Consider the following 23640-nt stretch of genomic DNA (forward strand, 5'->3'; position numbering starts at 1 on the left):
GGAAGGGTGGGCGCGTTACGGGTGGCCGCTTCCCCCGAACCGATGCGGCCACGGCGGCTACGACCGCGGGTCGTAGCAAGGGGGTCTTGGCGGGGGCGGTTGCGGTCTGGCAGCTTGGCATTCGTCGTCAGCCACACCGGCTCCTGTCCCGCCGGATGCGGCTAACCGCCGACTCACGCCCCGCGACTGTTCGGCCCCTGTCCGGCCACGGTCGAGGCGGGGCGTGAGAGCGGCCCAACCCGATTGAGGTCTTGCTCTACATGCCCGCTTTCAAGCTCCGTATGCGTACCTCTGCCGCGATCCTGGCCGGCGCCGCCGGTGTGACCGCCCTGGGTGCCGCCGTGGTCCCCGCCGTGGCCTCGGCCGCGGACGCCTCCCCGCAGGCCGTCGCCGCCCGGATCGTCCCCGCGGACCAGCTGGCCTCGTTCAGCCAGATCGTCTCCCACGAGTCCGGCTGGAACGTGACCGCGACCAACCCGAGCTCGGGCTCCTACGGACTGGGCCAGGCCCTGCCGGCCTCCAAGATGGCCTCCGCCGGCGCCGACTGGAAGACCAACCCCGCCACCCAGATCAAGTGGACGCTGGACTACATGAACACCCGCTACGGCAGCCCCAACGCCGCGTGGGCCTTCTGGCAGAACCACCACTGGTACTGAGCCGACCTCCGGCTCCCCCCGTGCCCCGGGGCCGGACAGGGGTCACCGTGGCAACCCACCAGGGCCCGGGCCCGCGCAACCGCGCGGCCCGGGCCCTCGTGCCGTTTTCCGACCGGCTCCCCCTCCTGGGCCGCGCGTCCCTCCAGGCCACCGGCATCCTGGACCTCCCCGCTCGGGAGCGGGGAGAACGGCCGGGGAGTGTCGTGCACCGGCGCGGGCCGGGCGGCCGGTTAGGTTCCTACCGTGACCGGCAATGACGTGGTCCTGGCACTGGTGATCACGACCGGGCTGGGTTTCGACTTCACCAACGGGTTCCACGACACCGGCAACGCCATGGCGACCTCCATCGTCACCGGCGCCCTCCGGCCGCGTCTCGCGGTCGCCGTGTCGGCGTTGCTGAACCTGGTCGGTGCCTTCCTGTCGACGGCGGTCGCCGCGACCATCGCCGGTGGCCTGGTGAACAGCCACGACGTGACCCTGACGGTCGTCATGGCGGGACTGACCGGAAGCATCCTGTGGAACCTGACGACCTGGTTCCTCGGAATCCCCTCCAGCTCCTCCCACGCGCTGATCGGAGGTGTGGTCGGGGCGACGATGGCGGCGGCGGGCGGCTCCGCGGTCAAGTGGCAGGGGCTGGTCTCCAAAGTGATCGTGCCCGCCGCCCTGTCGCCGGTCATCGCCGGCGTGGTCGCCGCGCTCGGCACCTACCTGGTCTACCGCCTCACCCGCGGCGTGTCCGAGGACTCGCAACGGCACGGCTTCCGGCTCGGCCAGATCGGCTCCGCCTGCATGGTCTCGCTCGCCCACGGCACGAACGACGCACAGAAGACCATGGGCGTGATCACCCTGGCGCTGATCGCCAACGGCACGCTGTCCGCCGGAGCGAAGTCACCGACCTGGGTGATCGCCTCCTGCGCGGGGGCGATCGCCCTCGGCACCTACATCGGCGGCTGGCGCGTCATCCGCGCGCTGGGCAAGGGACTGGTGGAGATCGACGCGCCGCAGGGGATGACCAGCGAGTCGGCGTCGGCCGCGGTGATCCTCTCCTCGACCGACTTCGGCTACTCGCTCTCCACCACGCACGTGGCCACCGGGTCGATCCTCGGTGCGGGGGTGGGCCGGAAGGGCGCGGTGGTGCGCTGGCAGATCGCCAACCGGATGGTGGTCGCCTGGCTGCTCACCCTTCCCGCCGCGGCGGTGGTCGGCGCGCTCGCCTACTGGGGCGCCGACGGGATCGGGGGGACCGCGGGGGTGGTGGCGATCGACGTCGTGCTGGTGCTGGCCGCGATCGCCTTCTACGCCGCTTCCCGCCACCCGGCCGTCACCCCGGAGAACGTCAACGCCGCGTGGACGGGTTCGGTCGTCCCGCGCGCCGCGCGCAGGAGCGGCCCGTGAACTCCTGGATCAACCTCGACGCGCTGTGGAAGATCATCGTGGTGGGAGTGCTGGTCGGCGCCGGGCTGCCCGCGCTGTTCGCCATCGGCGTGCGCGCCCTCAACCCGCCGGCCCGCACGGACAGGGCCGCCGCCACGCCTCCGGCCGCCGGACCGATCGGCTACCTCGTCGCCGCGGTGTGCTTCGCGGTGGTCCTCGCCGCGATCGGGTGGGGTGTGTCCGTCATCGTCAGCCACCGCTGACCGGCGCCGGCGTCGTCCCCGAGCAGCGAAGAACCCCTCGCGCGCCCTGACCCGCACCGCGTCGGCCGACGGTCCCCGCGGCGCGCCGACCGCCGCCAACGGGCCGAGGGGGGCGGAAACGGCGATGGGCTCAGCCGTCCGGTCGGTGGCCTCACCAGTCAGGCCGGCCAGGGCACTTGCGCACCGTGCCGTTCCCGGGGCACGTCGATGAGCAACCTCCTGGAAGCCGCCTACCGGGTCGGGGCGGGGAGACGGAGAAGGAGCAGGTGCGCGCTCGCTACGGTTGGGCCGCGGCCGACCCCGCCGGGACCGGCCGGACGTCGTCCCGTCCCTGCCCCGCCCCGCCAGGAGCCGGGCAGGGGCGGTGCTCCGAATACTCGAACTCCAGACCCCACCACGTGCACCAGAGCGACCGACCGGCCCCGCGTCCGTGGTGCTGGACGTGCCGATGGGGCGCCCGCACCGTCCCGGTGTCCCGGGGGCGCGCGGCAATGCCCTTTCCCCGCAAGGGCGTTGACGGAAGTAGTTCGAGTACGTGACGCTCGGTGGACAGCCCGGAGCGGGCCGTCGGCCGCGCTGCGGAGCGCTGTCCCGACGCCCCGGCCGGATGTCCACCCCGCACCCCTTGTGGAGGTACCACCATGTCCAGCCGCGGTCTCGCCGTTCCCGGAGCCGCCGTCGCCGCTCTCGCCCTCGCCGCCCTGTTCCTCCCGGCCGCCGGCGCCCACGCCGCACCGCGCGCCGACTCGTGCACCAACAACTGGAGCATCAGCTCCGCCGAAGGCTACGCGAACGGGAAGTGGTGCAACTACGACACCAAGGTCATCGGCACGGTGCACGACACCAAGGCGGACGGCCGCTGCCCCTACGTGCGCGGAGACCTCTCCAACGGCGGCCACGTCGACAGCGACTGGGCCGGCGGAAAGGGCAAGTCCCGCTCCATCACCCTCCTCGCCCCCTCGAACAGCCACTTCACCAGCCTCAGCATGCGCTACATCAACTGTTGACGCCCATCGCGGCGGCAGGGGCCTGGGCATGACGGCCCCTGCCCGTCCGCCCTGGGCCTCCCCGGGTCCGTCCGCGCACCCGCCGCGCACCCGCCGCGCACCCGCCGCGCACACGCCGCGGGCGCGCCACCGGCGCGCGGTCCGGGTGTGGCCGGTCAGTCGTCCTCCCGCGGTCACGGCGAGAGCGGTGGCTCGGCGGGACCGTCGGCAGCGGCCGGCTCCTGGAGGGGCCGGCGGCGGGCCTCGGCAAGGGCCCGCTCGAACTGCTCGCGGGCCCGCCGCTGGATTCCGTCGCTGTCGTGCAGGAGCGCGTCCATCTCCTCCGGCGCGGCCGGGACGGGGGCCGGTCCCCCGTCGGTCAGGCGGTCGTAGAGCCATCGGCACGCCCGGTCCTCGTCCGTGAACCGCTCGAGCACCGCTCGCTCGCCGCGCTCATGGACTCCCACGACCCACACGCCGGCGCGTTCTTCGAGGAAGTAGCGGTCGGCCCGCTGAGGGCCGCCGGGACAACCGGGGATCTCGTAGTACGGCTGCGGGACCCCGGCCGCTCGAAGGGCCCGGCGCAGTTGGAACCGGTCCATGAAGCCAGTCTCCCTCCCGCCGGCAAAACACCGGGGGCCCGGCCCCTGAGGGCCGGGCCTCGGCGTCACGACGTCATCGCGAGGTGGCTTTCCCCGCCACCGGCGCGGACTCCCGCTCCATCTGTGCCTCGTCCTCGTCCACCGGCGTGGTCTTCACCCTCACCAGGGTGCCGTTGTTCACCAGCGTGGCGACGGTGGCGAAGGGGATGCTCGGGCAGAACCTGCTCGACGCCACGTACTGGATGGCCCCGCCCGGTTGCTCGAACGCCGGGGCGGCCGGCCCCGCACACACGGTGACGTCCTTCGCCACCCGGTACAGGTTGTAGTCGTACGGGTAGCGGGGGTCGATGGTGTTGAGGCTCGACGGCGGGATCGCCCGCTGGCCGTACTTCGTGCCCGCCGGGGAGAAGAACCGGCCCGATTCGTTGCCGAACCGGTCGACCATCAGGTTCTGGCCCGCCTGGAGCAGCAACGGCGCTGCGAGCACGCCGCCCATCGAGTCGTGCTCGAAGCCGTCGTCGTTCGGGTACTTCCAGTCGCCCTCGCCCGAATCCAGGGAGGGGTCCCACCACCTGTTCAGGAACTCCACGGCGGTCAGCCCGCCGAGCCGGTCGTAGCCCTCAAGGATGTTGCCCAGCAGCCCACGGGTCGGCAGCCGCTTGGGGCCCAGCCGCCAGTCGCCGCAGTAGTAGTACGGGCGGAATTCCTCGGGGATGGGATACGGCACCAGTCCCTTGCACGCACGCGGACCGTGATCGCCGTCCTCGTCCCCCCGCTGTACGGGCAACCCCACCGGCCCGGGCGCCGGCACGCCCGACCCGACCTGCCCGAAGGCGCCCGCTCGACGAGCGCCGTCCTCGACCGCGGGCGCGGCCGACGACACGGATGGGCCCATGACCACGGAACCGACCAGGCCGACCGCAGCGGCGAAGCCGACACACCACCTTGACGATCTCACTGAACCTCCCAGGGGAACTCGGCGTCCGGCACAGGCCGCCCGGCCCGCCGGGACGACCGTGGAACGGCCGGAATGACGAGATCACTGAAGCCGACGGGATCGACGAGTGCGAGCAGACGTGCCGCACCCGCGTCCGAACGGGTCCGGCGGGAGTACGACCTGACGCGCCGCCCGGGTGACACGACGAGCGGCGCGCCGAACATTCGTGTGAGGCTCCTCCGACGTGCGAGCGGCGGTAGCCGGCACGGCCGCTGATGCCGGGTCGCCGAACAACGACCCGCGTGACGGTGACGGCTTGGGCGACCGAACAGGTGGCCCCGGATCCACCGGTTCAGAGACACGTCCAGCAGTACAGCAGGTCGCCGGCCACCCGGGCACGCCGCGCGAGCCCGGCCAGATCCCCGACCACCGGACACAGGCTCTCGGCGGAGGCCCCGTGCAACTCCTCCGCCCGCGCCCAGCGGGCGGCGACCGCCGGAATGTCCTCATCCGGTATCGCGGCGAGCGTGTCGCGGGTGCCGGCGTCGAGTTCGAACACCCACGGGCCCGTCAGCCAGGGGTCGTCCTCGTCCTCGGGCCCGTCCCGGCCGGGAGGTGGCGTGGCCGGCCAGACCGGCGTGTCGCCCACGAGGTCGACGGCCCACGGCACTTGGCGGACAGCGGCCACCAGCTGCCCGAGGACGACGGTCGGATCCAGCCCCTTGGCCTCGACCCCGTCCAACGCCCGCTGCGGCCCGAGGAGCGGCGATCCCCCGTCGGCCGCCTCCAGCACCCGCCGGACCACAGCCGCGTCCGCCGCGCGGAAATAGTCGGTCATCACACCCATCGTCCTGCCCTCCCCTGCGCGTCTCGTGCGTCACGGGAAGTAGAGCAGGCCCCACTGACATTGATGCCCTACCAGGCCGGCCGCGGATCCCTCCGCTCCTCGGAGAACCCCGCCGGCACCGGTGTCGCAGCGCGCCACAGCAGCCCGGGGGCGGGCACGAACTCGGTAGAGGGCGCCAGCGGATGGAGCCGCCGATGCCCCGGGACGGGAATCTCGGTCAACCGCCCGTCCCGCATCATCCACAACCCGAAGCAGTCGTCCTCCTCGTCATGGATCAACACCTGAACACTCTCCGGCGCCTTCCACGGCAGCGACTCCAAGTGGCGCAGCAACCCCGTCCGCTGCCCCATCCGGTCGAACTCGGCCGCCCAGGCCTCAGTGAACGTGGGCAGCGGCACGAAGCACCCGTACCAACTACGCGAGGCATCCGGCCGACACAGCGGCGCCATCGCCTCCTCATCCCACGGAGCCAGCACGAGGACCTGCGCGATTCTGGTCATGCGGCAGTATCGGCGCAGGACACACCGGTGAAGCAACCGAATTCGAGCGGGGTGCCCAGCGGGGACGAGCACAGGAAGTCGGCCCGCCGCCCGCGCCGCCGCCGTGATCGACCATGACGGGCGCGTCCTGCTCGTGGCCCGGGCGGGGTCCGGAGGAGCCCTCCGTCGAAGCTTGCGCATGGCTGCGAACGGCGTCGTGCGGTGACCGGTCACCCCTCGCCGGGCGGACAGGGTGTGCGGCTGGAGCCGGTCCGGCGCACAGTTGGGGGATGGGTGTCGGGGTGCGTCGGGCTGACGACGAGAGGCTCGGGCGGCGGAATCGGATGCTGGTGCTGATCCCGGTCGCCCTGATCGTGCTGATCACCGTGGTCGACATCCACTCCTCCAAGGACATCCACCTCGGCCCGCTGCTGGTGATCGCTCCGGCGCTCACGCCGTCCTTCGCCGGACCCAGGGCCACAGCGGCGATCGGGGCACTCGCGGTGGCAGCGCAGGTGTTCATCGCGGTCCTGCACGGCGGGTTGACCACCAGCAACCACCTCGCGCAGATCGCCGCACTCACCGTCCTCTCGGCGCTGATCGTCGTCTTCACGCTGGTGCGCGAACACCGCAACCGCCAGCTCGTACGGGCGCAGTCGGTCTCTGAGGCCGCGCAGCGCGCTCTCCTGCGACCGCTGCCCGATCGGATCGGCCCTCTGGAACTCGCCACGACGTACCTCGCGGCCGAGGACGAGACCCACATCGGCGGCGATCTGTACACCGCCACCCGCACCGACGACGGGACCCGGGTCCTGATCGGCGACGTGCGCGGCAAGGGCCTGGCCGCCGTCGGCGAGGCAGCGCTGCTGTTGAGCGCGTTCCGGCTGGTCGCAGCGCGCCACCGCGACCTGGCCGACCTCGCCCGCACCCTGCACCGGCACGTGGAACGCTACCTGGTCGACTTCGCCGACAGCGGCGACGAGACCGGCGAGCACTTCATCACCGCACTGCTCCTGGACATTCCCGATGACGAGCCGGTCGTCAGCCTGACGAACTGCGGCCACCCCCCACCGCTCCTGCTGCGGCAGGGCCGTGTCAGGGTGCTGGAGGACACCGAGGCGGCACCGCCCCTGGGCGTCCCGGTCGCGGCCCCGGACGCGCACCGCAGCCGGACCACCCCCTTCCGCAGCGACGACACCCTGCTGCTCTACACGGACGGTGTGACCGAGGCACGCGACCGCGACGGAGTCTTCTACCCACTGGCCGAGCGCACCGCCCGCTGGGCGACCTGTGCCCCCGAGGCGTTGGTGGCCCACCTGCGCCGGGACCTCCTCTCCCACTGCGGGGGGCGCCTCGGCGACGACGCGGCGATCATCGCGATCCGACGCACGCCCACGGCCGGCCACCCTGCCGAGTCCTGACCCCGGGCCGTCGCCCGGACGGGGCGGGTCCGGGATCCGGGCCGCCCGGAGGCTGTCCCCATGATCACGGTTCGGTGACCTTCCGGCCCTTGGGAGGCCCATGGCCCGTTCTCGGTGTTCGCAGGGCGGTAGGTTTCCGAACACACTTTCTTGACCACCACGGGGGATTCACCATTTCCACTCAGTCTGCCGAGCTGCCCGACGCCACCGCGCCCACGGAGACCGCCTCCGCGGCCCCGGTCCAGGGAGCGCCCGGGTACGGCGAGGGGCACCTCACCTGCGCCGTCTGCGGCTCCGTCCCGGCTGTGGACGCCACCATCCGCGGCCACCAGGGCTTCGTCATCGTCATGCGCTACCTCAAGCGACGGGGTCCGTTCTGCCGCACCTGCGGCATCGCCACTCACCGGGAGATGACCTCCGACACCCTCTGGCAGGGCTGGTGGGGCATTCCGTCGATGATCGTCAACCCGATCGTCATGCTGTTCAACATCCCGCAGCGGTTGAAGATCAACAAGCTGGCGGAGCCGCTGCCCGGAGCCCCCGGCACGCCGATGGACACCGGCAAGCCGGTCTACCTGCGGCCCACGATCGTCGGCCTGCTGATCCCGGCGGTCCTGATCGCGCTGCTCTTCACCCTGTTGAAGGACGACCCCGAGTTCGCCAAGGCCGGCGACTGCGTCCACAACAGCAGCCCGCTCGCCATGTCCGGCCTGAACGACAACAACCCGGACGTCAAGGTGGTCCCCTGCTCCGACCCGCAGGCTGACGCCCGCGTCGTGGGCCGGGCCGACGACACCACCGACGGTGAAGCGGAGTGTCGCAAGTACCCCGACGCCGACAGCTACTTCACGTACAAGCGGGGGAGCGACAAGTACCTGCTGTGTCTGACGAGCCTCAAGCCGCGGCCGAAGCTGACCTTCACCCCGTGACCGGGCGGCCGGGGGCGGGCGGGGACTCCCGGTAGACGTCCGCGTGGGCGGGAGAGTCCTTGACCAGGTCGTCGCAGAACGCGGGCACGTTGGTTCACGCAAGCCCTGCGCGCCCACCCCTGAACAGCGACCGGCGGGCCCGCCTGCGGGGCCCGCCCGTCGCTGCTCGGAGCAACTCGCGAAGACGTTCAGGCCCCCATGAGCGCACCGGGCGGTGAACGCGGCGCTGCGCCCGTACTGGCCGTGCCGGGGCTCGATCGGCGGAAAGGGAGGCTCGACGCTGGAGCTGCGGGAGATGGCCGGTCCGGAACGGTTGGAGTGCCCGCAGTGCGAGCGGGTGCGAGCGGGTCCGTGCCGAGAAGGTGGATGACCCGGGGTGGGAGGACCGCGTACTGCACGCCCTCCCCGGCGAATGGCCGCCGGGTGTGATCAGGCGGGCTGGCCGGTGCGGTTGAGCGTGGCGGCGAGGAGCTCGATGTCGGATTGCCGCCAGCGGGTTTCGGCTGCGGCACCCATGCTGGCGGCATGACGAGGTCATCCGCTACGGAATCAGTGCGAGTTCTCACCGGCATGTACGCGGCGGAGGCGCAGTACTTCGCGGCCGGAGGCCCCGGCGAGGCGTCGTTCGACCTGCTCGCCCCCTTCTTCGCGCCGGACGTCGAGCTGCACCAAGCAGCTGCACTGCCCTACGGGGGCATCTGGCGCGGGCACGCGGGCATGACGCGGTTCTTCCTCACGATGGGGCAGGTGTGGGAGTCCTTCGACATGGTGGAGCAGGAGTTCCTCGCCACCGGTGAGACCGCGGTCGTGCTCACGCAGGTCCGCGCCCGCGCTCGTGCGACCGGCCGAGTGCTCAACTTCCCGGTTCTGCAGACGATCACGGTCAAGGGCGGGCGGATCACGGAGGTCCGCCCGTTCTACTGGGACACGCGGGCTATCGCCGACGCCTGCGCGGCGCCGTCACCGGAGGAGTGAGCTGGGCTGCCGCGGACCACGTCCGGGGTCGAGGCCGGGCGCGCTGCCCCGGCGGGTCCGCTGCCGGCTGGCCAGCGGTCGGCCCGCCGGGCGAACGGGCCCGCCACCGCCGATGGCCGCTGCCACATTCATGCAGAGGAAACGCAGCATCGCTCAGGGCTGGCCGGCAGTGTCAGCCGCATGCTCCTTGAGGAATGCGCCCGCATGGGCTGCGGCTTCCTCCGCGGTCGCGTAGCACGCCCCGTCGTCGGCCGCACCGAATGCTCCGTCGGCGCCCTCGCCCCTCCAGCTCCAGCCGCCGGATGGAGCTTGGACCAGTTCGGCAGTCCCACCGAAGATTTCAAGGCTGGTCGGGCGCGCTGTCGCAAGCGCCGGGCGGGTGATGGCGCCGGGCCACTTCTTGCGGGCGCCCTGGCGGGTGATGCCCCACACGGCGCCCAACTGCTCGTAACTTGCCCCGTAGGAGCCGGCCGTCGCTGCCGCGTTCGCGGTCAGTCGCTTGACCTCCGCGTCCACCGCTCTCCAGGCGGCAAGGACCGACAGAGCCACCGCCACGGGGTCCGCGTCCCACATGCGGTCCGCGGAAAGCCCGGTCTCTCGAGAGCGAATGGCCGAGGCCAATGGGTTCAAGGCGTCGTACAGAGCCTTGTCGAGTTCTACCTGTTCTTCTTGGGTGATCTCAGGCAGCATCATGCGACAACTATAGTTCACAACTTCAGGACGACAACTAAAGTTACCGGCTGGCGGTGTGATCACGCCCCAGCTCGGCCCAGATCTGCTGCTGCCCGAGGCCCTGCCGAAGCCGCCCGCTCGAGACTCCCCTTCGATCGGCACCGCCCAAGATCGGACGCACAACAGCCCACGCAGGGTGTAGCCAGTACCACCGTCAAGACGGAAACCAGTGTGATCGAGCGTCAGGGCGGCGCCGGGCAGGATCGTTCCCGTGAACACCACCTCGAACCGCAAGCGCCGTATCAGCGCTGTCGCGATCCTGAGTCTCGCCGCATCGGTGGCCGCGACCGGCACCGGACTCGCCGCCACGACCCCGCCGTCCACCGTGCACGCGACCGCCGTCACAGCTGCCGCCGCGCCCCCGCGGTCCTTCCAAGGCACGCTCCCCGCGCCGACCGGCCCCTACGCCGCCGGCGAGGACGTCATCCACCTCACCGACGAGAGCCGTCCCGACCCGTGGGTGCCGTCATCGGGCCCGCGCCAACTGACCATCACGATGGTCTACCCGGCCGTCCCCGGGACCGGGACCCCGGCCCCTTACATGACCCTCGGCGAGGCAGCCGGAATCCTCCAGCACCGGAAGATGCCGGCGAGCTCCGGCATCACCCCGCAGAACCTTGCCGGCGTCACCACTCACGCCTTCGACGGCGCGCGGCCGCAACGCGGCAAGCATCCGCTGGTGGTCCTCTCAGCCGCGGCCGAGAACCCGCGCATGATGCTCACCTCGCTCGCGACCGAGCTGGCCAGTCACGGCTACGTCGTCGCGCTCGTCGGCCACACCTACGAGGACACCGGCGAGACGCTGGCGGACGGCCAGACGCCGCCGTGCGCGATCTGCGATCACCCGGAAACGCTCGACTTCGACTCCGTCGCCGCCAGCCGCGCGCGGGACGTGTCCTTCGTGATCGACCAGTTGACGCACGGCAACGGCGCGTGGCGCCTGGCCCACCTCATCGACAAGCACGAGATCGGCATGGCCGGACACTCCCTCGGCGGAGCGGCGACGGCCGCCACGATGGTCGCCGACCCGCGCGTAGGGGCGGGGGTCGACATGGACGGCACCTTCTTCCCGGTCCCGACGCCCGGCCAGATCAACCGGCCGTTCCTCATGCTGGGCAGGGCCGACGGCCACACACCCGGCGGGGGTGGCGACGACGTCGTGTGGAAGCAGGCATGGGACGCCCTCGGCGGCTACAAGAAGTGGCTGACGGTCGCCGGCGCCGACCACTTCAGCTTCGCCGACCAGGACGTGCTTCAGGAGCAGGCCGGGGTCCCGTCGGCGTCGCCCCTCTCACCGGAACGCGGGGTGGAGATCACCCGCGAGTACGTGACGGCGTTCTTCGACCAGACGCTGAAGGGGAGCGACAGTCCGCTGCTGGACGGCCCCTCGCCGAACAATCCGGAAGTGCTCTTCCAGCAGTAGTGCAGCGCCGCTTTGATCCTTCGGGGGTTCATGCGGCTTTGAGTGGGCTGCCGTCGTAGGTCCAGCGGTAGGGCCCGGCGTCGTGTTCGTCATAGGCCGAGACGAAGGTGTCGATGGCTGCGGCCCGATGGCCGCGGCCAGTTCGTCGAGGGAGACGAACCGGCGCAGCGAGTGCGTGCGGAACGGCCGGGCAGCGCGGCGGGCTACGGGCACCTCACCACCGGCGCCTTGGGGCTCGCGGCGGCGCACGAGCGCACGCTCGATCGAGCGCGGGTGGACGACGAGCCCGACCTCGTCACGCAGTCGGGCAGCCAACTGCCATGCGGCGATGGCTGGTTCGGTCGAACGCCAGGCGTCGACGCTGCCCATGACCTCATCGGTCAGCTTGGTCGGGCCCTTCGGGCCGGGCTTGCCGGAGACCACGGTGCCCGGCCCGCCGGCGTCCAGGGCGGCGGCGATCTCGTAGACCGCCTGGCGGCGGTGGCCGAAGGCACGGGCGCCCTGGGCGACGGGCACCTTTTCGCCGCGTACCCGCCGCACCATCTCGTACTCGACCTGCACCACGTCCCGCGCGTCGCAGAACGGCGAGGCGAGGAACACCTCGTCGACCGCCTTCTCCCGGGCGACCCGACCGAGAGGGCCTCCCAGCCCGGTGGCCGGGTCACCCGTTCACCACCGGCCGATGGATGCCGGACCAGGCGCCCTTCATGATGACGAAGTGGGCTGCGCCCGTACCGGAGCCCAGCCATGTCAGCTTCGAGCCGGCTCGGCAGTCCGCTCCGGATCGTCCGTCTCTCCTCCCTGGAGGCCGTAGTGGGACACGCTGTCGGTGATGTGCTGGGCCTGGCCGCGGGTATCGCGGTCAGCCCGCTGCCGATCGTGGCGATCATCCTCATCCTGGCCACCCCGCGGGGTCGACTCAACGGACTGCTGTTCGCCCTGGGATGGGTTCTGGGGCTCGCGGCGCTCGGGGCGCTCATGCTGGCCGTCGGTGGCACAGGAGGAGCCTCGACCCACAAGAACCCGGCCACCTGGGTCGGAGCACTCAAGCTCGCTCTGGGCGCACTCCTTGTCGTCTTCGGCGCTCGTCAGTGGCGGCGCCGCCCCAAAGACGCTTCCCAGGCGCAGCTCCCGAAGTGGATGACGGCGATCGACGGCTTCACGCCGATCAAGATCCTCGGCCTGGCGCTGCTGTTTTCGGCGGGCAATCTCAAGAACGCGCCCCTGACCATCGCTGCCGGCGCCTCGATCAGCTCTTCCGGGCTCCCCGCGACGCAGCAGGTCGTCACGCTCGTGATCTTCGTGGTCATCGCTTCTCTGGGAGTGCTCGCTCCACTCGTCGTCTACCTGGTCATGGGCGAACGCGCCAAAAGCATCCTGCGGAGCTGGCGCGACTGGGCTGCGCAGCACAACGTCGCTGTCCTGGCCGCCCTGTTCTTCGTGTTCGGCCTCAAACTCCTGGGTGACGGCATCAGTATCCTCGCCACCTGAGACTGCCGCGCTAGTAACCGTCGCCCTGCTCGATGTGCAGGTGGACCGGCCCGCGGAGAACGGGGCTGCGCCGGTACGGTGGCGGGTCGGCGACCAGCCTGGGGCGGTCGAGCCGGCGTGCCAGCTCGGTCAGCGCGATCTGGGTTTCCCGCCGGGCCAGTGGGCCGCCGAAGCACAGGTGGATGCCGCTGCCGAAGCCGAGGTGCTGGTTGTCCCGCCGGTCAGGGTCGAAGCGGTCGGGCTCGTGGAAGCGGTTCGGATCGCGGCTGCCCGAGGCCAACATCAGCATGATCCGCGAGCTCTTGGGGATGACGGTGTCGGCGACGGTGATGTCGCTGTACGCCGCCCGCCAGGGGATGATGTGCACGGGGGGTTCGTAGCGCAGCAGCTCCTCTGTCAGTGGTACGACGAGGTCGGGCTCGTGACGCAGTCGCTGCAGCACCTGCGGGTGGCGCAGCAGCGTCAGCATGCCGTTGGTGATGAGGTTGACGGTGGTCTCATGGCCGGCGATGAGCAGCAGGTTGGCGGTGGCGACGATTTCCTCGTCGGTCATCCGCCCGTCGGGGCCGTCATCGTTTGCCAGCCGGGCCAGCAGGTCTTCGCCGCCGGGGCGCCCGTGGCGCTGGTCCACCAGCCCGCCGAGGTACCGGCGCAACTCGTTGCGGGCCTGTATGCCCTTTTCCAGTTTCTCCTTCGGGTCGGTCTTGGGGTTGTAGTCGATCGCGTTGACGACGTCGTCGACCCAGAGGTGGAACCGCGGCTCGTCCTCGTGCGGCACGCCGAGCAAACGACAGATGACGGTCACGGGGAACGGGTAGGCGAAGTCGTCGACGAGGTCGATCTGCTCTTTGCCCGCCAAGTCGTCGATCAGGCTGCCGACGATGCCGGTCAGGTCGTCCTCCATGCCGGTCACCAGTCCCGGAGTGTGCGGGGGGCCGAAGTGGCGCATGGTCATTCGTCGCAGGCGGTCGTGCGCGGGCGGGTCGAGGTTGATGAACGCCGGGGTGGCCTGCTCTTCGGCTCCGGCCGTCGGATGCGAGAGGTTACGGGTGTCCGAGCTCAGGTGCGGGTTGTGCAGGAGGTCGGTGATCTCGCGGTACGTGCTGACGACGTAGCTGCCGTCCTCCTGCCGGGCCACGGGCGTCCTGCGCAGTTCGGCGTACAGGGGGTACGGGTCGGCTCGGGAGGAGTAGTCGAGGATCCGTTGCAACGTGCTGGGCGTCTCGGTCGTGGTCATCTCGCTTTCCCTCCTACCGGTGCTGGTACGCGGCCGTGACGCGCCTCTCACTCGGGTCGTGGCCGGTGACGACCACGGTGGCGCCCTGGGCGAGCAGGGTCGGGCCGGGGAAGTCGACGGGCACCGGCTTCGCGTCGGCGGGCTGATCGGGGGCGGGGCAGGGAGGTGGGGAGGGCGCGGCCGTCTCGATGAGTGCCTGGTAGTGGTCCAGCCACTTCGCGTTGTTGAAGCTCACCGCCGCGGTGACACGGCCCCGATAGCCGTATGCGGCGACGAAGCGGTGGTCGGGCACTGATCCCTGAGTGACGACCACCTCGTCGGCGAAGGTCGGCACGCCGACGGACTTGATGTTGACCCCGAACTGGATCGACCAGAACCGCGGGATCGACAGGTGGGGCCAGCGGTCCGCCTGGCCGCTGACCATGTTGTGCGCCGCGACCTCGGCCTGCTCCACGGCGTTGGCCCAGTGCTCCAGCGAGATGAGCCGGTATTCGTAGATCGGGTTCGGGCAGCGTGCCACGTCTCCGGCGGCGAAGACGTCGTCGGTGACCAGGCCGTTGAGGTCGAGGGCGCGGCAGCCCGTGTCGCAGGCGATGCCCCAGACGCCCGCCGCCAGCCCCGAGCCCTGCAGCCAGTCGGTGTTGCGCACGCCCCCGAGTGCCACGACCGCCACGTCGGTGTCGATCGTGCTGCCGTCGTCGAAGTGGGCCCGGCGAAGCCGCCCCTGCGCGTCGCCCTCCAGCCGGGTGACCTTGACACCGCAGCGCAGGTCGACGCCGTGTGCTCGCTGCATGTCCGCCGCGACCTCGCCGATCATGGCCCCGAGCGCCCCGACCAGCGGCGCCGGCGCGAGTTCGGCGACGGTCACCGGGATGTCCCTTTCCCGGCAGATGGAGGCGATCTCGGAGCCGGTGAATCCCGCACCGATGACCAGTACCCGGGAGGGCCCGGCGGCGAGTGCTCGCTGGAGGCCCGCGGCGTGCTCGCGCGTTCGCACGACGAACACTCCGTCCAGCGCCGCCTCGCTCTCGACGAACCAGGGTCGGCCCCGGACCCCGGTGGAGATCAGCACCCGGTCGAAGGGCACCTCACGGCCGTCGGCCAGACGCACGTGGTTGGTCGCCAGGTCCAGCCCGCTGGCGGGCACACCCAGCAGCCACTCCGCGTCGACCTCCCGACGTCGCGGCAGCTTGGTGTTCTCGGCCGGCACCCACCCGGTCAGCACCTGCTTGGACAGGGGAGGCCGGTCGTAGGGTTCGCCCAGCTCGTCACCGATCATGGTCAACGAGCCGGTGAAGCCTTCCTCGCGCAGCGCCTCCGCGGCCCGCAGTCCCGCCAGTGACGCCCCGACGACCACGATGCGGCCCTCACGCTTGAACGCTTGCAGGTTGTCTGCGCTGGTCATGACGGCGATGCCTCCGCCGGTGCGTCCCGTCCCTCCAACTGGTCGACCAGGATCGCCTGGACCGGGCAGGCCGCCGCGGCGCGCAGCACCTGGTCGCGTCGGGCGTCGTCGGGGTTGGGGTCGTACATCAGTGCCTCCTCGCCGTGCATTCGGAACACGTCCGGAGCGAGAAAGGCGCACTGCGCATACCCTTGGCATCGGGAAAGATCAACGACGACTCGCATCCCGACCTCCACAGGGGCTGCAAGCTGCGGGCCCGGCAGCCGGCGCCATTTCGGCGCGCAAGGCGCGCCACGGCTGGGGAGAAAGGGACTGGGCTGTTGCCCACCTCTGCCAACTGTGAGGGTGCGCGCCGCGCCCGTCGGGTCGCCGCAGAAGGAATCTGGTCGTCGCCTACGAGGCGACCGGCGGGTGGAACCGCCCAGAGATCACGAACTTCCTGCTGATCAGGCTATCCCGTGCGCATATCGCCCGCACGCCGGGAATGGGCTCTCTTGCCGATCGGCGCCGACTCCATGTCGAAGGCCGGCCGTGTTCGGCCGCTCGGCGCAATCAGCCCGCACCCGGGATGTGGCCTGGACTTTCGGATGGTTCGGTGTCGGCAAGAGCCGACAGGACTCACCCGAAATCCTGGGGTCGGCCAGTCTGGAAGGAGAACCAGCGTGAGGGTAGCCCAGGGGGCCCCGCCGGGCGTCATTCCCGCGCATCTGCTGCGAGGCCAGAAGGCGCTGGTCACCGGCGCGAACTCGGGCATCGGCAGGGCGACGGCCATCGGCCTGGGACGTGCCGGAGCCGATGTGGTCGTGAACTACGTCGCCGGGCGTGAGGAGGCCGAGCAGGTGGTCGAGGAGATCTCCCGGTTCGGAGTGCGGGCGGCGGCGTACGAGGCCGATGTGTCCCAGGAGGATCAGGTCGCCGCGATGATCGCGCGGATGGTGCAGGAGTTCGGGACCATCGACATCCTCGTGGCCAACGCCGGGCTGCAGCGCGACGCCCCGTTCACCGAGATGACGACGGCCCAGTGGCAGAAGGTGCTGGACGTCAACCTCACCGGCCAGTTCCTGTGCGCTCGGGAGGCGACCAGGGAATTCCTCCGGCGGGGGGTTGTCCCCGAGGTGTCGCGAGCCGCCGGGAAGATCATCTGCATGAGCTCGGTGCACCAGCTCATCCCCTGGGCCGGCCACGTCAACTACGCGGCCTCCAAGGGCGGCGTGCAGATGATGATGGCGACACTCGCCCAGGAACTCGCGCCCCACCGGATCAGGGTCAACGCGATTGCTCCCGGAGCCATCAGGACACCCATCAACCGCGACGCCTGGGACACTCCCGACGCGGAGAAGGACCTGTTGCAGCTGATTCCTTATGGGCGTGTCGGCGATCCGGAGGACATCGCCCACGCGGTCGTCGGCCTCGCTTCGGACCTCATGGACTACGTGGTGGGCACCACCCTCTACGTGGACGGTGGCATGACCCTCTTCCCCGGCTTCGCCACCGGAGGCTGACCGCTGTGCGACCACGGCCGGCAGGCGGGCCCCTGGCCGACTCTCAGTCGCGCTGCTGATCGAGGGCACCGTCCAGGGTGGTGGCGGCCATGATCAGCGACAGGTGCGTGAAAGCCTGCGGGAAGTTGCCCAGCTGCTCGCCACTGGGACCGATCTCCTCGGCGAACAGGCCGACGTGGTTGGCGTAGGTCTGCATCTTCTCGAACGCGTAGCGCGCCGGACGAATCCGCCCGGCGCGGGCAAGAGCGTCGACATAGAGGAAGGTGCAGAGACTGAACGTGCCTTCGGCCCCGCGCAGCCCGTCCGGGGAGGCCGCAGGGTCGTAGCGGTAGACGAGGCTGTCCGACACCAGCCTGCGCTCCATCGCGTCCAGCGTCGACAGCCAGCTCACCGTCCTGGGCGCCAGAAACCCGACACGCGGAATGAGCAGCAGCGAAGCGTCGAGGACATCGCTTCCGTAGTGCTGGACGAGGGCCTGCTCCTTCTCGTTCCAGCCCCGTTCCATCACCTGCTCCAGGATCGCGTCGCGAGCCGCGGTCCACCGGGGAGCGTCGGCAGGACGGCTGTGCTCCCTCGCCAGGCGCAACCCCCGGTCGAAGGCCACCCACGCCATCACCCGGCTGAAGGTGAAGTCCTTGCGCCCGCCACGGGTCTCCCAGACGCCCTCGTCGGGGCGGTCCCAGGAATCGGCGAGCCAGTCCAGCGTCCGTGCGATGTTCTTCCAGCCGTGGTAGCTGCCCTGCATGGTGACCTCACGGCCCTCCGACAGGGCATAGAGCGCCTCCCCGTAGATGTCGAGCTGCAACTGATCGGCCGCCGCGTTCCCCACCCGCACCGGATACGAACCCCGGTAGCCCTCGAAGTGCGGGAGAACCTCTTCCGGCAGCGTGGGGTCACCGTCGACGCGGTACATGATCTGCAGCGGCTCGCCATCGACGCCCTCGCGGGCCTGGAGGCGATCTTCCATCCAACGCGTGAACTGCGCCGCCTCCTCGTCGAACCCCAGGTCGAGCAGGGCACGCACGGACAGGGAGCCGTCGCGGACCCAGGTGTAGCGGTAGTCCCAGTTGCGCTCACCCCCGATCTGCTCGGGCAGCCCCATGGTGGCCGCGGCGACGGGAGCGCCTGTGGGCGCGTAGGTGAGCAGCTTGAGCGTGATGGCCGAGCGATGCACCATGCCCGGCCACCGGCCGCGGTAGCTGGAGTGGCGCACCCAGCGCTGCCAGAAGTCCACCACGTCCCAGAACTGCTCCATCGCGAGGCCTGGGGTGACCGGCGGCGGAGGGTCACCATCGGGACCGCCGACGGTGAACACCGCCGCAGCCACCTCACCCGGCCTCAGGGTCACCGCCCCCCGCGCGTCGTTGCCGTCCTGCTGCAGGGGGAAGGTGCTCTGCAGACAGGCGGTGCCGTTCGGCGCCCGGAACGTCGCGGTCCTGTCCTGCAGGTCGAGATGGTGGGTGGCACGGGCGTAGTCGAAACGCGGACGGCACTCCAGAGTGAAGTGCACTGTGCCGCGTACCGCCCTCACGCCGCGCAGCAGCACGTGCCTGTCAGTCGGGGTGCCGGTGCGATCCGGTGGCATGCAGTCGAAGACCTCACCGACTCCGTCCGGAGACATGAACCGCGTGACCAGGACGGCGGTGTCCGGGTAGTAGAGCTGCTTGCAGGTGACGTTCCGGCTCTCCGGCGCGAACAGGAAGTAGCCACCGCGGTCATGGTCGAGCAGAGCAGCGAAGACGGTCGGCGAGTCGAACCGGGGAGCCGTGAGCCAGTCGACGACCCCCTGCGACGACACCAGAGCAGCGGTCTGCAGGTCTCCGACGAGTCCATGGTCGGCAATGGAGGGATAACGGTCCATGATCATCTCGCTTCCCTGGTATCCCTGATTCCACTGTCCGCCCTCGGTGACGAGGCTGCCACGGGTTTTGGAACGAGAGGCGAGACCAGAAGACGGCCGCCCGGCAGTCGGTCAAGGGGGCGGCCCGCATCGTCGGACGCACCCGGGCACGCCGCTGCCGGAGCGGTGGGGGCTGCGTTCGATCACGGCTCCGCATCGGGGCGACCGGCCGCCTCGGCACAGGAGCTTCGACCCGCGGCAGCCTTCTGATGGCCTCCCCGATTCGCTGCGGCGACGAATGTGCCAATGGAGGGCCTTCGGGCACCAAAGCGGACGAATCATGCGCCGCGGACGACTGGCGCGCCGGGATCCGGGATAGACGGACAGGGCCCGCTGCCGTCGTGGCCGCGCGGCGGCCCGGGGCCCGCATGCGCACGGCCCCCGGCACGTGACGTGGAAAGCGAGCCCGATGTCCTGTCCGTCCTCGCCGGCGGCGCCGGCCTCCTCGCCCGGCCGGCCCCGGCCGGCACCCGCTGCGCGGCCCCGACTCTTCGGGGATCCGGCGGACACCGGCAAGCCCTGCGGTGACGACGTGCGGGCGGTTAAACCCACGTTCCTGGTCGCGGTGGCGCACGCCCGGGCCGTCGCTCGCCGCGACAGCGCCTCCTCGGAGGTGCTCGGCCGCCGCCCGGGCGATCCGGCCCTGGACGACGGCGGCCTGACGGAGGTCCGGCGGGTACTGGTCGCCACCGGGGCCCGGGCGGCTGTCCAGGCCCGGATCGAGCGCCTGTCCGAGCGCAGCCTGGAGCACTTGGAGAGGGTCCGGCCACACGCTCGGGGCGCCGAACGGCCGGCGGCCCTGCCGAGGGTGGCGGCGGGATTGGCGCGTGGTCCGTTCCGCGGTGAAGAGGGCGGCGCATGAGCCGCGCCGCGCCGGCGGCCGACCACGTCGTCGTCGTGGGGGCCGGCCTGGCCGGGCTGGCGGCAGCCTGTCATCTGATCGGGGCGGGACGCGGCGTCACCGTGGTCGAGCGGGACGATGCGCCCGGCGGCAGAGCTGGGCGCATCCGCTGCGGCGACTACCTCTTCGACACCGGACCGACCGTGCTGACCATGCCGCACCTGGCCGACGAGGCGTTCCGGGCCGTCGGCACCTCGCTGCGCGAGCACGTCGAACTGCTGCCGCTGCAACCGGCTTACCGGGCCCGCTTCGCGGACGGCAGCGCATTGGACGTGCACACGGACGCGCAGACGATGGAGGCCGAGGTGGAGCGCTTCGCCGGGCCGCGGGAGGCCGCGGGCTACCGGGAGCTGCGCCACTGGCTCACCCGGCTCTACCAGGTGCAGATGCGGCGCTTCATCGACACCAACTTCGACTCTCCCTGGCAGCTGCTCAACCCGGACCTGGCCCGCCTGGCGGCGCTGGGCGGGTTCGGCCGGCTCGCCCCGCGGATCGGACGTCATCTGCGCGACGAGCGGCTGCGCCGGGTCTTCTCCTTCCAGTCCCTCTACGCCGGGGTGGCTCCGGGCCGGGCACTGGCCGCTTACGCGGTCATCGCCTACATGGACACCGTGGCCGGAGTGTGGTTCCCCCGCGGCGGCATGCACGCCCTACCCCGCGCGATGGCCGCCGCGGCCGCGGCGGCGGGCGCCGGGTTCCGGTACGGGAGCACGGTGGTGCGCCTGGAACGGTCGGGGCACCGGGTGACGGCCGTCGTCACGGACCGCGAGCGCATCCCGTGCGACGCGGTCGTGCTCACGCCCGACCTGCCCGTGACGTACCGGCTGCTGGGGCGGGCCCCCCGCCGGGCGGTGCCGCTGCGCTTCTCGCCCTCGGCGGTCGTCCTCCACCTGGGCACGGACCGTACCTGGCCCCAACTGGCGCACCACACCCTGTCCTTCGGCCACGCCTGGAACCAGACCTTCGACGAACTCACACGCACCGGCCGTGTGATGACGGACCCCTCACTGCTGGTCACCCGTGCGACGAGCACCGACCCGTCGCTGGCCCCGGCCGGCCGGCACACGCACTACGTCCTGGCGCCGGCACCCAACACCGTCGTCGGCCCGGACGCCGCGGCCTGGGGTGACCTGGCGCCGCGCTACCGCGACCACCTGATCGACACCCTGGAGCAGCGCGGGCTCACCGGCATCGCCGGGGCCGTCGAGGAGGAGTTCATCGTGACCCCGGCCGACTGGGCGGCCCGGGGACACGCCGCGGGCACGCCCTTCTCCGCCGCCCACACCTTCGCCCAGACCGGGCCCTTCCGGCCGCGCAACCTGGTGCGGGGGCTGGAGAACGCGGTGGTGGCCGGCTGCGGCACCACCCCCGGCGTCGGCGTTCCCACGGTTCTGATCAGCGGGAAGCTCGCCGCCGCCCGCATTACCGGCACGCCACGCCCGGGCCACCGCGCGCCGGTGGACGCCCGCCCGGCCGGCAGCGGTGCGGCGACGGGCGTACCGGGCCCGCTCCCGTCCTCCTCGACCACAGGAGCCGCGCATGACGGCCCGTGAACTGGACGCCGCGGGCGTCACGGCACCGGCCCTGCGCGCGGCGTACACCGCCTGCCGCGACCTCAACGCCCGCCACGGCCGTACCTACTTCCTGGCCGCCCGACTGCTGCCGGTGGAGCGCCGGTGCGCCGTCCACGCCCTGTACGGCTTCGCGCGCTGGGCGGACGACATCGTCGACGGGCTGGACCGGCGCGAGACGCCCACCGAGCGCGACCGGCTGCTGGGCCTGCTGGAGAAGGACCTGGCCACGGGCCTGCGGGGCGGTGGCGCGGACCACCCGGTGGTGCGGGCGGTCGCGGACACCGCCGGCCGGTACGACATCGACCCGGGGCTGTTCACCGACTTCCTCGCCTCGATGCGCGCCGACCTCACCGTCACCGACTATCCGACCTACCAGGACCTCTACCGCTACATGCACGGTTCGGCGGCGGTGATCGGTCTGCAGATGCTGCCCGTCCTCGGGACGGTGACGGGCCGGGCCGAGGCCGAGCCGTACGCGGCGGCCCTCGGAGTGGCGTTCCAGCTGACCAACTTCCTGCGCGACGTGGGTGAGGATCTGGACCGAGGCCGGGTCTACCTGCCCGGCGACCTGCTCGCGGCCCACGGAGTGGACCGGCCGCTGCTGGAGTGGAGCCGCCGAACCGGCCGTGACGACGCCCGCATCCGGGCCGCCCTGGTCGCCGCCGCCGGGCTGGCCCGCGGCGTCTACCGCGACGCGGAGCCGGGCATCGCGATGCTGGAGCCCAGGGTCCGGCCCTGCATCGGGACCGCCTTCGTGCTCTACGGCGGCATCCTGGACGCGATCGCCCGGGACGGGTACGCGGTGCTGCACCGGCGGTCGGCGGTGCCGCTGCGCCGACGGGCTGCGGTCGCGGCGGCGGGGCTGGCGCGCGTCCTGGCCGCCCGGGTGCCGGCGGCCGTGCGGGGCGGCCTTCCCTCCGGCCCGCCGCACCACCGTCCGGCGGGCCCGGACGGCCGGAGGGCAGCGCGGTGAGCGCGTCGCCCGGACGGCACCGGACCTCGCCGCTGCGGCTGCGCCAGGGCCCCGCCTGGGCAGGGCAGGAGCCGTCCTGGCGGGCGGCGAAGCCGGCGCTGATCGCCTCCGCCCTGGAACAGGCGACGGCCCGGCCCTTCGGGAACTGGTACGTCGTCGGCCCGGCCGGGAGCACCGCCTCCCACGGCCGCCCGTGCGGGCGCCTGGTGGGCGGGACGGAGGTGGTGCTCTGGCGGGACGACGGCGGGACGCTGCGGGCCGGTTCGGGAATCTGCCCGCACCTGGGCGCACCGCTCAAGGACGGCCGGGTGGTGGGCGGCACGCTGGTGTGTCACTGGCACGGTCTGGCCCTGGGCGGCGGCGCGTCCGCCGGGTGGGAGCGCTACCCGGTGTACGAGGACGGGGTTCTGGCCTGGGTGCGGCTGGACGCCGTCGGCGGTGAGGAGCCCTGGCCACGGCCGGCGGTGCCGCGGCGCCCCGCCCTGGAGGGAGCCGTCACGGCGGTGTACACCGGGCGGGGCCGCTGCGAGCCCGAGGACGTGGTGGCCAATCGGCTGGACCCGTGGCACGGCGCCTGGCTGCACCCCTACGCGTTCACGGACCTCAGGGTGGTGGAGGTGCCGGACCTCGTCGCCGGGGACGGGGAGGACGGGTTCGCCGTCGACGTGTCGTTCCGGGTGGCCGGGCGGCTGGTCGTGCCGGTGCGTGCGGTGTTCACCGCGCCCGGCCCCCGTACCGTCGTGATGCGCATCGCGGAGGGGGAGGGGGCCGGGTCGGTGGTGGAGACCCATGCCACGGCGCTCACCGCCGCCTCCTCCTCCGCCCCGCGTACGGCGGTCGTGGAGGCGGTGGTCGCCGCGTCCGGGCGGCGCGGCTTCGCCGTGGCCCGGGCGCTCGCTCCGTTCCTGCGGCCGGTGGTGCGTCGGACGGCGGGGCGGCTGTGGCGCGACGACCTGGCCTACGCGGAGCGCCGCTGGGCTCTGCGCAGCACCGGCCGCTTCCCCGGCTGAGGCTCCGGCGCGCCCGGGGGCAA

The 23640-nt window shown here is 71.8% G+C and carries 23 protein-coding genes; 14 read left to right on the forward strand and 9 right to left on the reverse strand.

What is annotated here, in order from left to right; translation table 11 throughout:
* Positions 1–281 precede the first annotated feature (281 nt).
* The 4 genes from HS99_RS13860 to HS99_RS13875 all read left to right on the forward strand — a co-directional run bounded on the left by HS99_RS13860 (position 282) and on the right by HS99_RS13875 (position 3300).
* Entirely contained in the window at positions 282–656 is a 375-nt protein-coding gene (locus HS99_RS13860) for an aggregation-promoting factor C-terminal-like domain-containing protein (protein WP_232543213.1), read from the forward strand.
* A gap of 243 nt (positions 657–899) precedes the next feature.
* Entirely contained in the window at positions 900–2051 is a 1152-nt protein-coding gene (locus HS99_RS13865) for an inorganic phosphate transporter (RefSeq protein ID WP_030556677.1), read from the forward strand.
* Complete coding sequence (locus tag HS99_RS13870) at positions 2048–2293, forward strand: hypothetical protein (protein WP_030556675.1); 246 nt, start codon at positions 2048–2050, stop codon at positions 2291–2293. The genes HS99_RS13865 and HS99_RS13870 overlap by 4 nt, the downstream gene beginning before the upstream one ends.
* A gap of 641 nt (positions 2294–2934) precedes the next feature.
* Positions 2935–3300: a hypothetical protein gene (locus tag HS99_RS13875; protein WP_030556673.1), complete on the forward strand. Its 366-nt coding sequence runs from the start codon at positions 2935–2937 to the stop codon at positions 3298–3300.
* Positions 3301–3473: 173 nt separating this feature from the next.
* Here HS99_RS13875 and HS99_RS45840 read toward each other — a convergent pair whose 3' ends face one another.
* The 4 genes from HS99_RS45840 to HS99_RS13895 form a co-directional block, all read right to left on the reverse strand.
* Complete coding sequence (locus HS99_RS45840; protein WP_046386668.1) at positions 3474–3881, reverse strand: hypothetical protein; 408 nt, start codon at positions 3879–3881, stop codon at positions 3474–3476.
* A gap of 73 nt (positions 3882–3954) precedes the next feature.
* Entirely contained in the window at positions 3955–4608 is a 654-nt protein-coding gene (locus HS99_RS13885; RefSeq protein WP_050366172.1) for a TNT domain-containing protein, read from the reverse strand.
* A gap of 562 nt (positions 4609–5170) precedes the next feature.
* A complete protein-coding gene (locus HS99_RS13890; RefSeq protein ID WP_232543212.1) occupies positions 5171–5656 on the reverse strand; it encodes a hypothetical protein in 486 nt (161 codons plus the stop codon).
* A 77-nt stretch (positions 5657–5733) separates the two neighbouring features.
* Complete coding sequence (locus HS99_RS13895) at positions 5734–6165, reverse strand: hypothetical protein (protein ID WP_030556666.1); 432 nt, start codon at positions 6163–6165, stop codon at positions 5734–5736.
* 323 nt (positions 6166–6488) lie between these two features.
* On the opposite strand from HS99_RS13895, the gene HS99_RS13900 reads away from it, so the two are divergent.
* From HS99_RS13900 to HS99_RS13910, 3 genes are all read left to right on the forward strand, one after another.
* Positions 6489–7565, forward strand: coding sequence for a PP2C family protein-serine/threonine phosphatase (locus HS99_RS13900; RefSeq protein WP_043388132.1), 1077 nt, complete (start codon positions 6489–6491; stop codon positions 7563–7565).
* A gap of 305 nt (positions 7566–7870) precedes the next feature.
* A complete protein-coding gene (locus HS99_RS13905) occupies positions 7871–8494 on the forward strand; it encodes an LppU/SCO3897 family protein (protein WP_050366170.1) in 624 nt (207 codons plus the stop codon).
* A 525-nt stretch (positions 8495–9019) separates the two neighbouring features.
* On the forward strand, positions 9020–9469 hold the full coding sequence (locus HS99_RS13910; protein ID WP_030556660.1) for a nuclear transport factor 2 family protein: 450 nt from the start codon (positions 9020–9022) through the stop codon (positions 9467–9469).
* Positions 9470–9622: 153 nt separating this feature from the next.
* Here the strand turns inward: HS99_RS13910 and HS99_RS13915 are convergent, their stop codons facing one another.
* On the reverse strand, positions 9623–10162 hold the full coding sequence (locus HS99_RS13915) for a hypothetical protein (RefSeq protein WP_232543211.1): 540 nt from the start codon (positions 10160–10162) through the stop codon (positions 9623–9625).
* 250 nt (positions 10163–10412) lie between these two features.
* Here HS99_RS13915 and HS99_RS13920 point away from each other — a divergent pair, with 250 nt between their 5' ends.
* Both HS99_RS13920 and HS99_RS13930 read left to right on the forward strand, forming a co-directional pair.
* The gene (locus HS99_RS13920; RefSeq protein ID WP_043388134.1) at positions 10413–11624 is read left to right on the forward strand and encodes an alpha/beta hydrolase family protein; all 1212 of its coding nucleotides are present in this window, start codon (positions 10413–10415) and stop codon (positions 11622–11624) included.
* 747 nt (positions 11625–12371) lie between these two features.
* On the forward strand, positions 12372–13115 hold the full coding sequence (locus tag HS99_RS13930) for a GAP family protein (RefSeq protein ID WP_232543210.1): 744 nt from the start codon (positions 12372–12374) through the stop codon (positions 13113–13115).
* Between the two features lie 10 nt (positions 13116–13125).
* On the opposite strand, the gene HS99_RS13935 is transcribed toward HS99_RS13930, so the two are convergent.
* Genes HS99_RS13935 through HS99_RS13945 form a run of 3 tightly spaced genes read right to left on the reverse strand, consistent with a single transcriptional unit; the run spans position 13126 to position 15981 of the window.
* Complete coding sequence (locus HS99_RS13935; protein ID WP_030556651.1) at positions 13126–14352, reverse strand: cytochrome P450; 1227 nt, start codon at positions 14350–14352, stop codon at positions 13126–13128.
* A 13-nt stretch (positions 14353–14365) separates the two neighbouring features.
* The gene (locus HS99_RS13940) at positions 14366–15757 is read right to left on the reverse strand and encodes an NAD(P)/FAD-dependent oxidoreductase (RefSeq protein ID WP_030556649.1); all 1392 of its coding nucleotides are present in this window, start codon (positions 15755–15757) and stop codon (positions 14366–14368) included.
* Entirely contained in the window at positions 15754–15981 is a 228-nt protein-coding gene (locus tag HS99_RS13945; RefSeq protein ID WP_072653384.1) for a ferredoxin, read from the reverse strand. The genes HS99_RS13940 and HS99_RS13945 overlap by 4 nt, the downstream gene beginning before the upstream one ends.
* 438 nt (positions 15982–16419) lie before the next feature.
* Here HS99_RS13945 and HS99_RS13950 point away from each other — a divergent pair, with 438 nt between their 5' ends.
* Positions 16420–17259, forward strand: coding sequence for an SDR family oxidoreductase (locus tag HS99_RS13950; protein WP_232543209.1), 840 nt, complete (start codon positions 16420–16422; stop codon positions 17257–17259).
* A gap of 43 nt (positions 17260–17302) precedes the next feature.
* On the opposite strand, the gene HS99_RS13955 is transcribed toward HS99_RS13950, so the two are convergent.
* A complete protein-coding gene (locus HS99_RS13955) occupies positions 17303–19120 on the reverse strand; it encodes a glycoside hydrolase family 15 protein (RefSeq protein ID WP_030556644.1) in 1818 nt (605 codons plus the stop codon).
* 448 nt (positions 19121–19568) lie between these two features.
* Here HS99_RS13955 and HS99_RS13960 point away from each other — a divergent pair, with 448 nt between their 5' ends.
* From HS99_RS13960 to HS99_RS13975, 4 genes are read left to right on the forward strand one after another with little or no spacing between them, the layout of a single operon-like run.
* Complete coding sequence (locus HS99_RS13960) at positions 19569–20021, forward strand: polyprenyl synthetase family protein (RefSeq protein WP_141763721.1); 453 nt, start codon at positions 19569–19571, stop codon at positions 20019–20021.
* Positions 20018–21613 (forward strand): phytoene desaturase family protein, encoded by a 1596-nt coding sequence (gene crtI, locus HS99_RS13965; RefSeq protein WP_078938773.1) that lies wholly within the window; start codon positions 20018–20020, stop codon positions 21611–21613. The genes HS99_RS13960 and crtI overlap by 4 nt, the downstream gene beginning before the upstream one ends.
* On the forward strand, positions 21600–22607 hold the full coding sequence (locus tag HS99_RS13970) for a phytoene/squalene synthase family protein (protein WP_030556641.1): 1008 nt from the start codon (positions 21600–21602) through the stop codon (positions 22605–22607). The genes crtI and HS99_RS13970 overlap by 14 nt, the downstream gene beginning before the upstream one ends.
* Positions 22604–23617, forward strand: a complete 1014-nt coding sequence (locus HS99_RS13975; RefSeq protein WP_030556639.1) for a DUF5914 domain-containing protein — start codon at positions 22604–22606, stop codon at positions 23615–23617. Before HS99_RS13970 ends, HS99_RS13975 begins: the two co-directional genes overlap by 4 nt.
* The last annotated feature ends 23 nt before the right edge of the window (positions 23618–23640 follow it).

This window comes from Kitasatospora aureofaciens (genome assembly GCF_001188955.3).
GTDB classification, from domain to species: domain Bacteria; phylum Actinomycetota; class Actinomycetes; order Streptomycetales; family Streptomycetaceae; genus Kitasatospora; species Kitasatospora aureofaciens.

Excerpts from the sequence above, each read along its gene's own strand:
- HS99_RS13860 (WP_232543213.1), top strand. The coding sequence starts at position 282 with ATGCGTACCTCTGCCGCGATCCTGGCCGGCGCCGCCGGTGTGACCGCC.
- HS99_RS13875 (WP_030556673.1), top strand. The coding sequence starts at position 2,935 with ATGTCCAGCCGCGGTCTCGCCGTTCCCGGAGCCGCCGTCGCCGCTCTC.
- HS99_RS45840 (WP_046386668.1), bottom strand. The coding sequence starts at position 3,881 with ATGGACCGGTTCCAACTGCGCCGGGCCCTTCGAGCGGCCGGGGTCCCG.
- HS99_RS13890 (WP_232543212.1), bottom strand. The coding sequence starts at position 5,656 with ATGACCGACTATTTCCGCGCGGCGGACGCGGCTGTGGTCCGGCGGGTG.
- HS99_RS13895 (WP_030556666.1), bottom strand. The coding sequence starts at position 6,165 with ATGACCAGAATCGCGCAGGTCCTCGTGCTGGCTCCGTGGGATGAGGAG.
- HS99_RS13900 (WP_043388132.1), top strand. The coding sequence starts at position 6,489 with ATGCTGGTGCTGATCCCGGTCGCCCTGATCGTGCTGATCACCGTGGTC.
- HS99_RS13910 (WP_030556660.1), top strand. The coding sequence starts at position 9,020 with ATGACGAGGTCATCCGCTACGGAATCAGTGCGAGTTCTCACCGGCATG.
- HS99_RS13915 (WP_232543211.1), bottom strand. The coding sequence starts at position 10,162 with ATGATGCTGCCTGAGATCACCCAAGAAGAACAGGTAGAACTCGACAAG.
- HS99_RS13930 (WP_232543210.1), top strand. The coding sequence starts at position 12,372 with ATGTCAGCTTCGAGCCGGCTCGGCAGTCCGCTCCGGATCGTCCGTCTC.
- HS99_RS13935 (WP_030556651.1), bottom strand. The coding sequence starts at position 14,352 with ATGACCACGACCGAGACGCCCAGCACGTTGCAACGGATCCTCGACTAC.
- HS99_RS13940 (WP_030556649.1), bottom strand. The coding sequence starts at position 15,757 with ATGACCAGCGCAGACAACCTGCAAGCGTTCAAGCGTGAGGGCCGCATC.
- HS99_RS13945 (WP_072653384.1), bottom strand. The coding sequence starts at position 15,981 with ATGCGAGTCGTCGTTGATCTTTCCCGATGCCAAGGGTATGCGCAGTGC.
- HS99_RS13955 (WP_030556644.1), bottom strand. The coding sequence starts at position 19,120 with ATGGACCGTTATCCCTCCATTGCCGACCATGGACTCGTCGGAGACCTG.
- HS99_RS13960 (WP_141763721.1), top strand. The coding sequence starts at position 19,569 with ATGTCCTGTCCGTCCTCGCCGGCGGCGCCGGCCTCCTCGCCCGGCCGG.
- crtI (WP_078938773.1), top strand. The coding sequence starts at position 20,018 with ATGAGCCGCGCCGCGCCGGCGGCCGACCACGTCGTCGTCGTGGGGGCC.
- HS99_RS13970 (WP_030556641.1), top strand. The coding sequence starts at position 21,600 with ATGACGGCCCGTGAACTGGACGCCGCGGGCGTCACGGCACCGGCCCTG.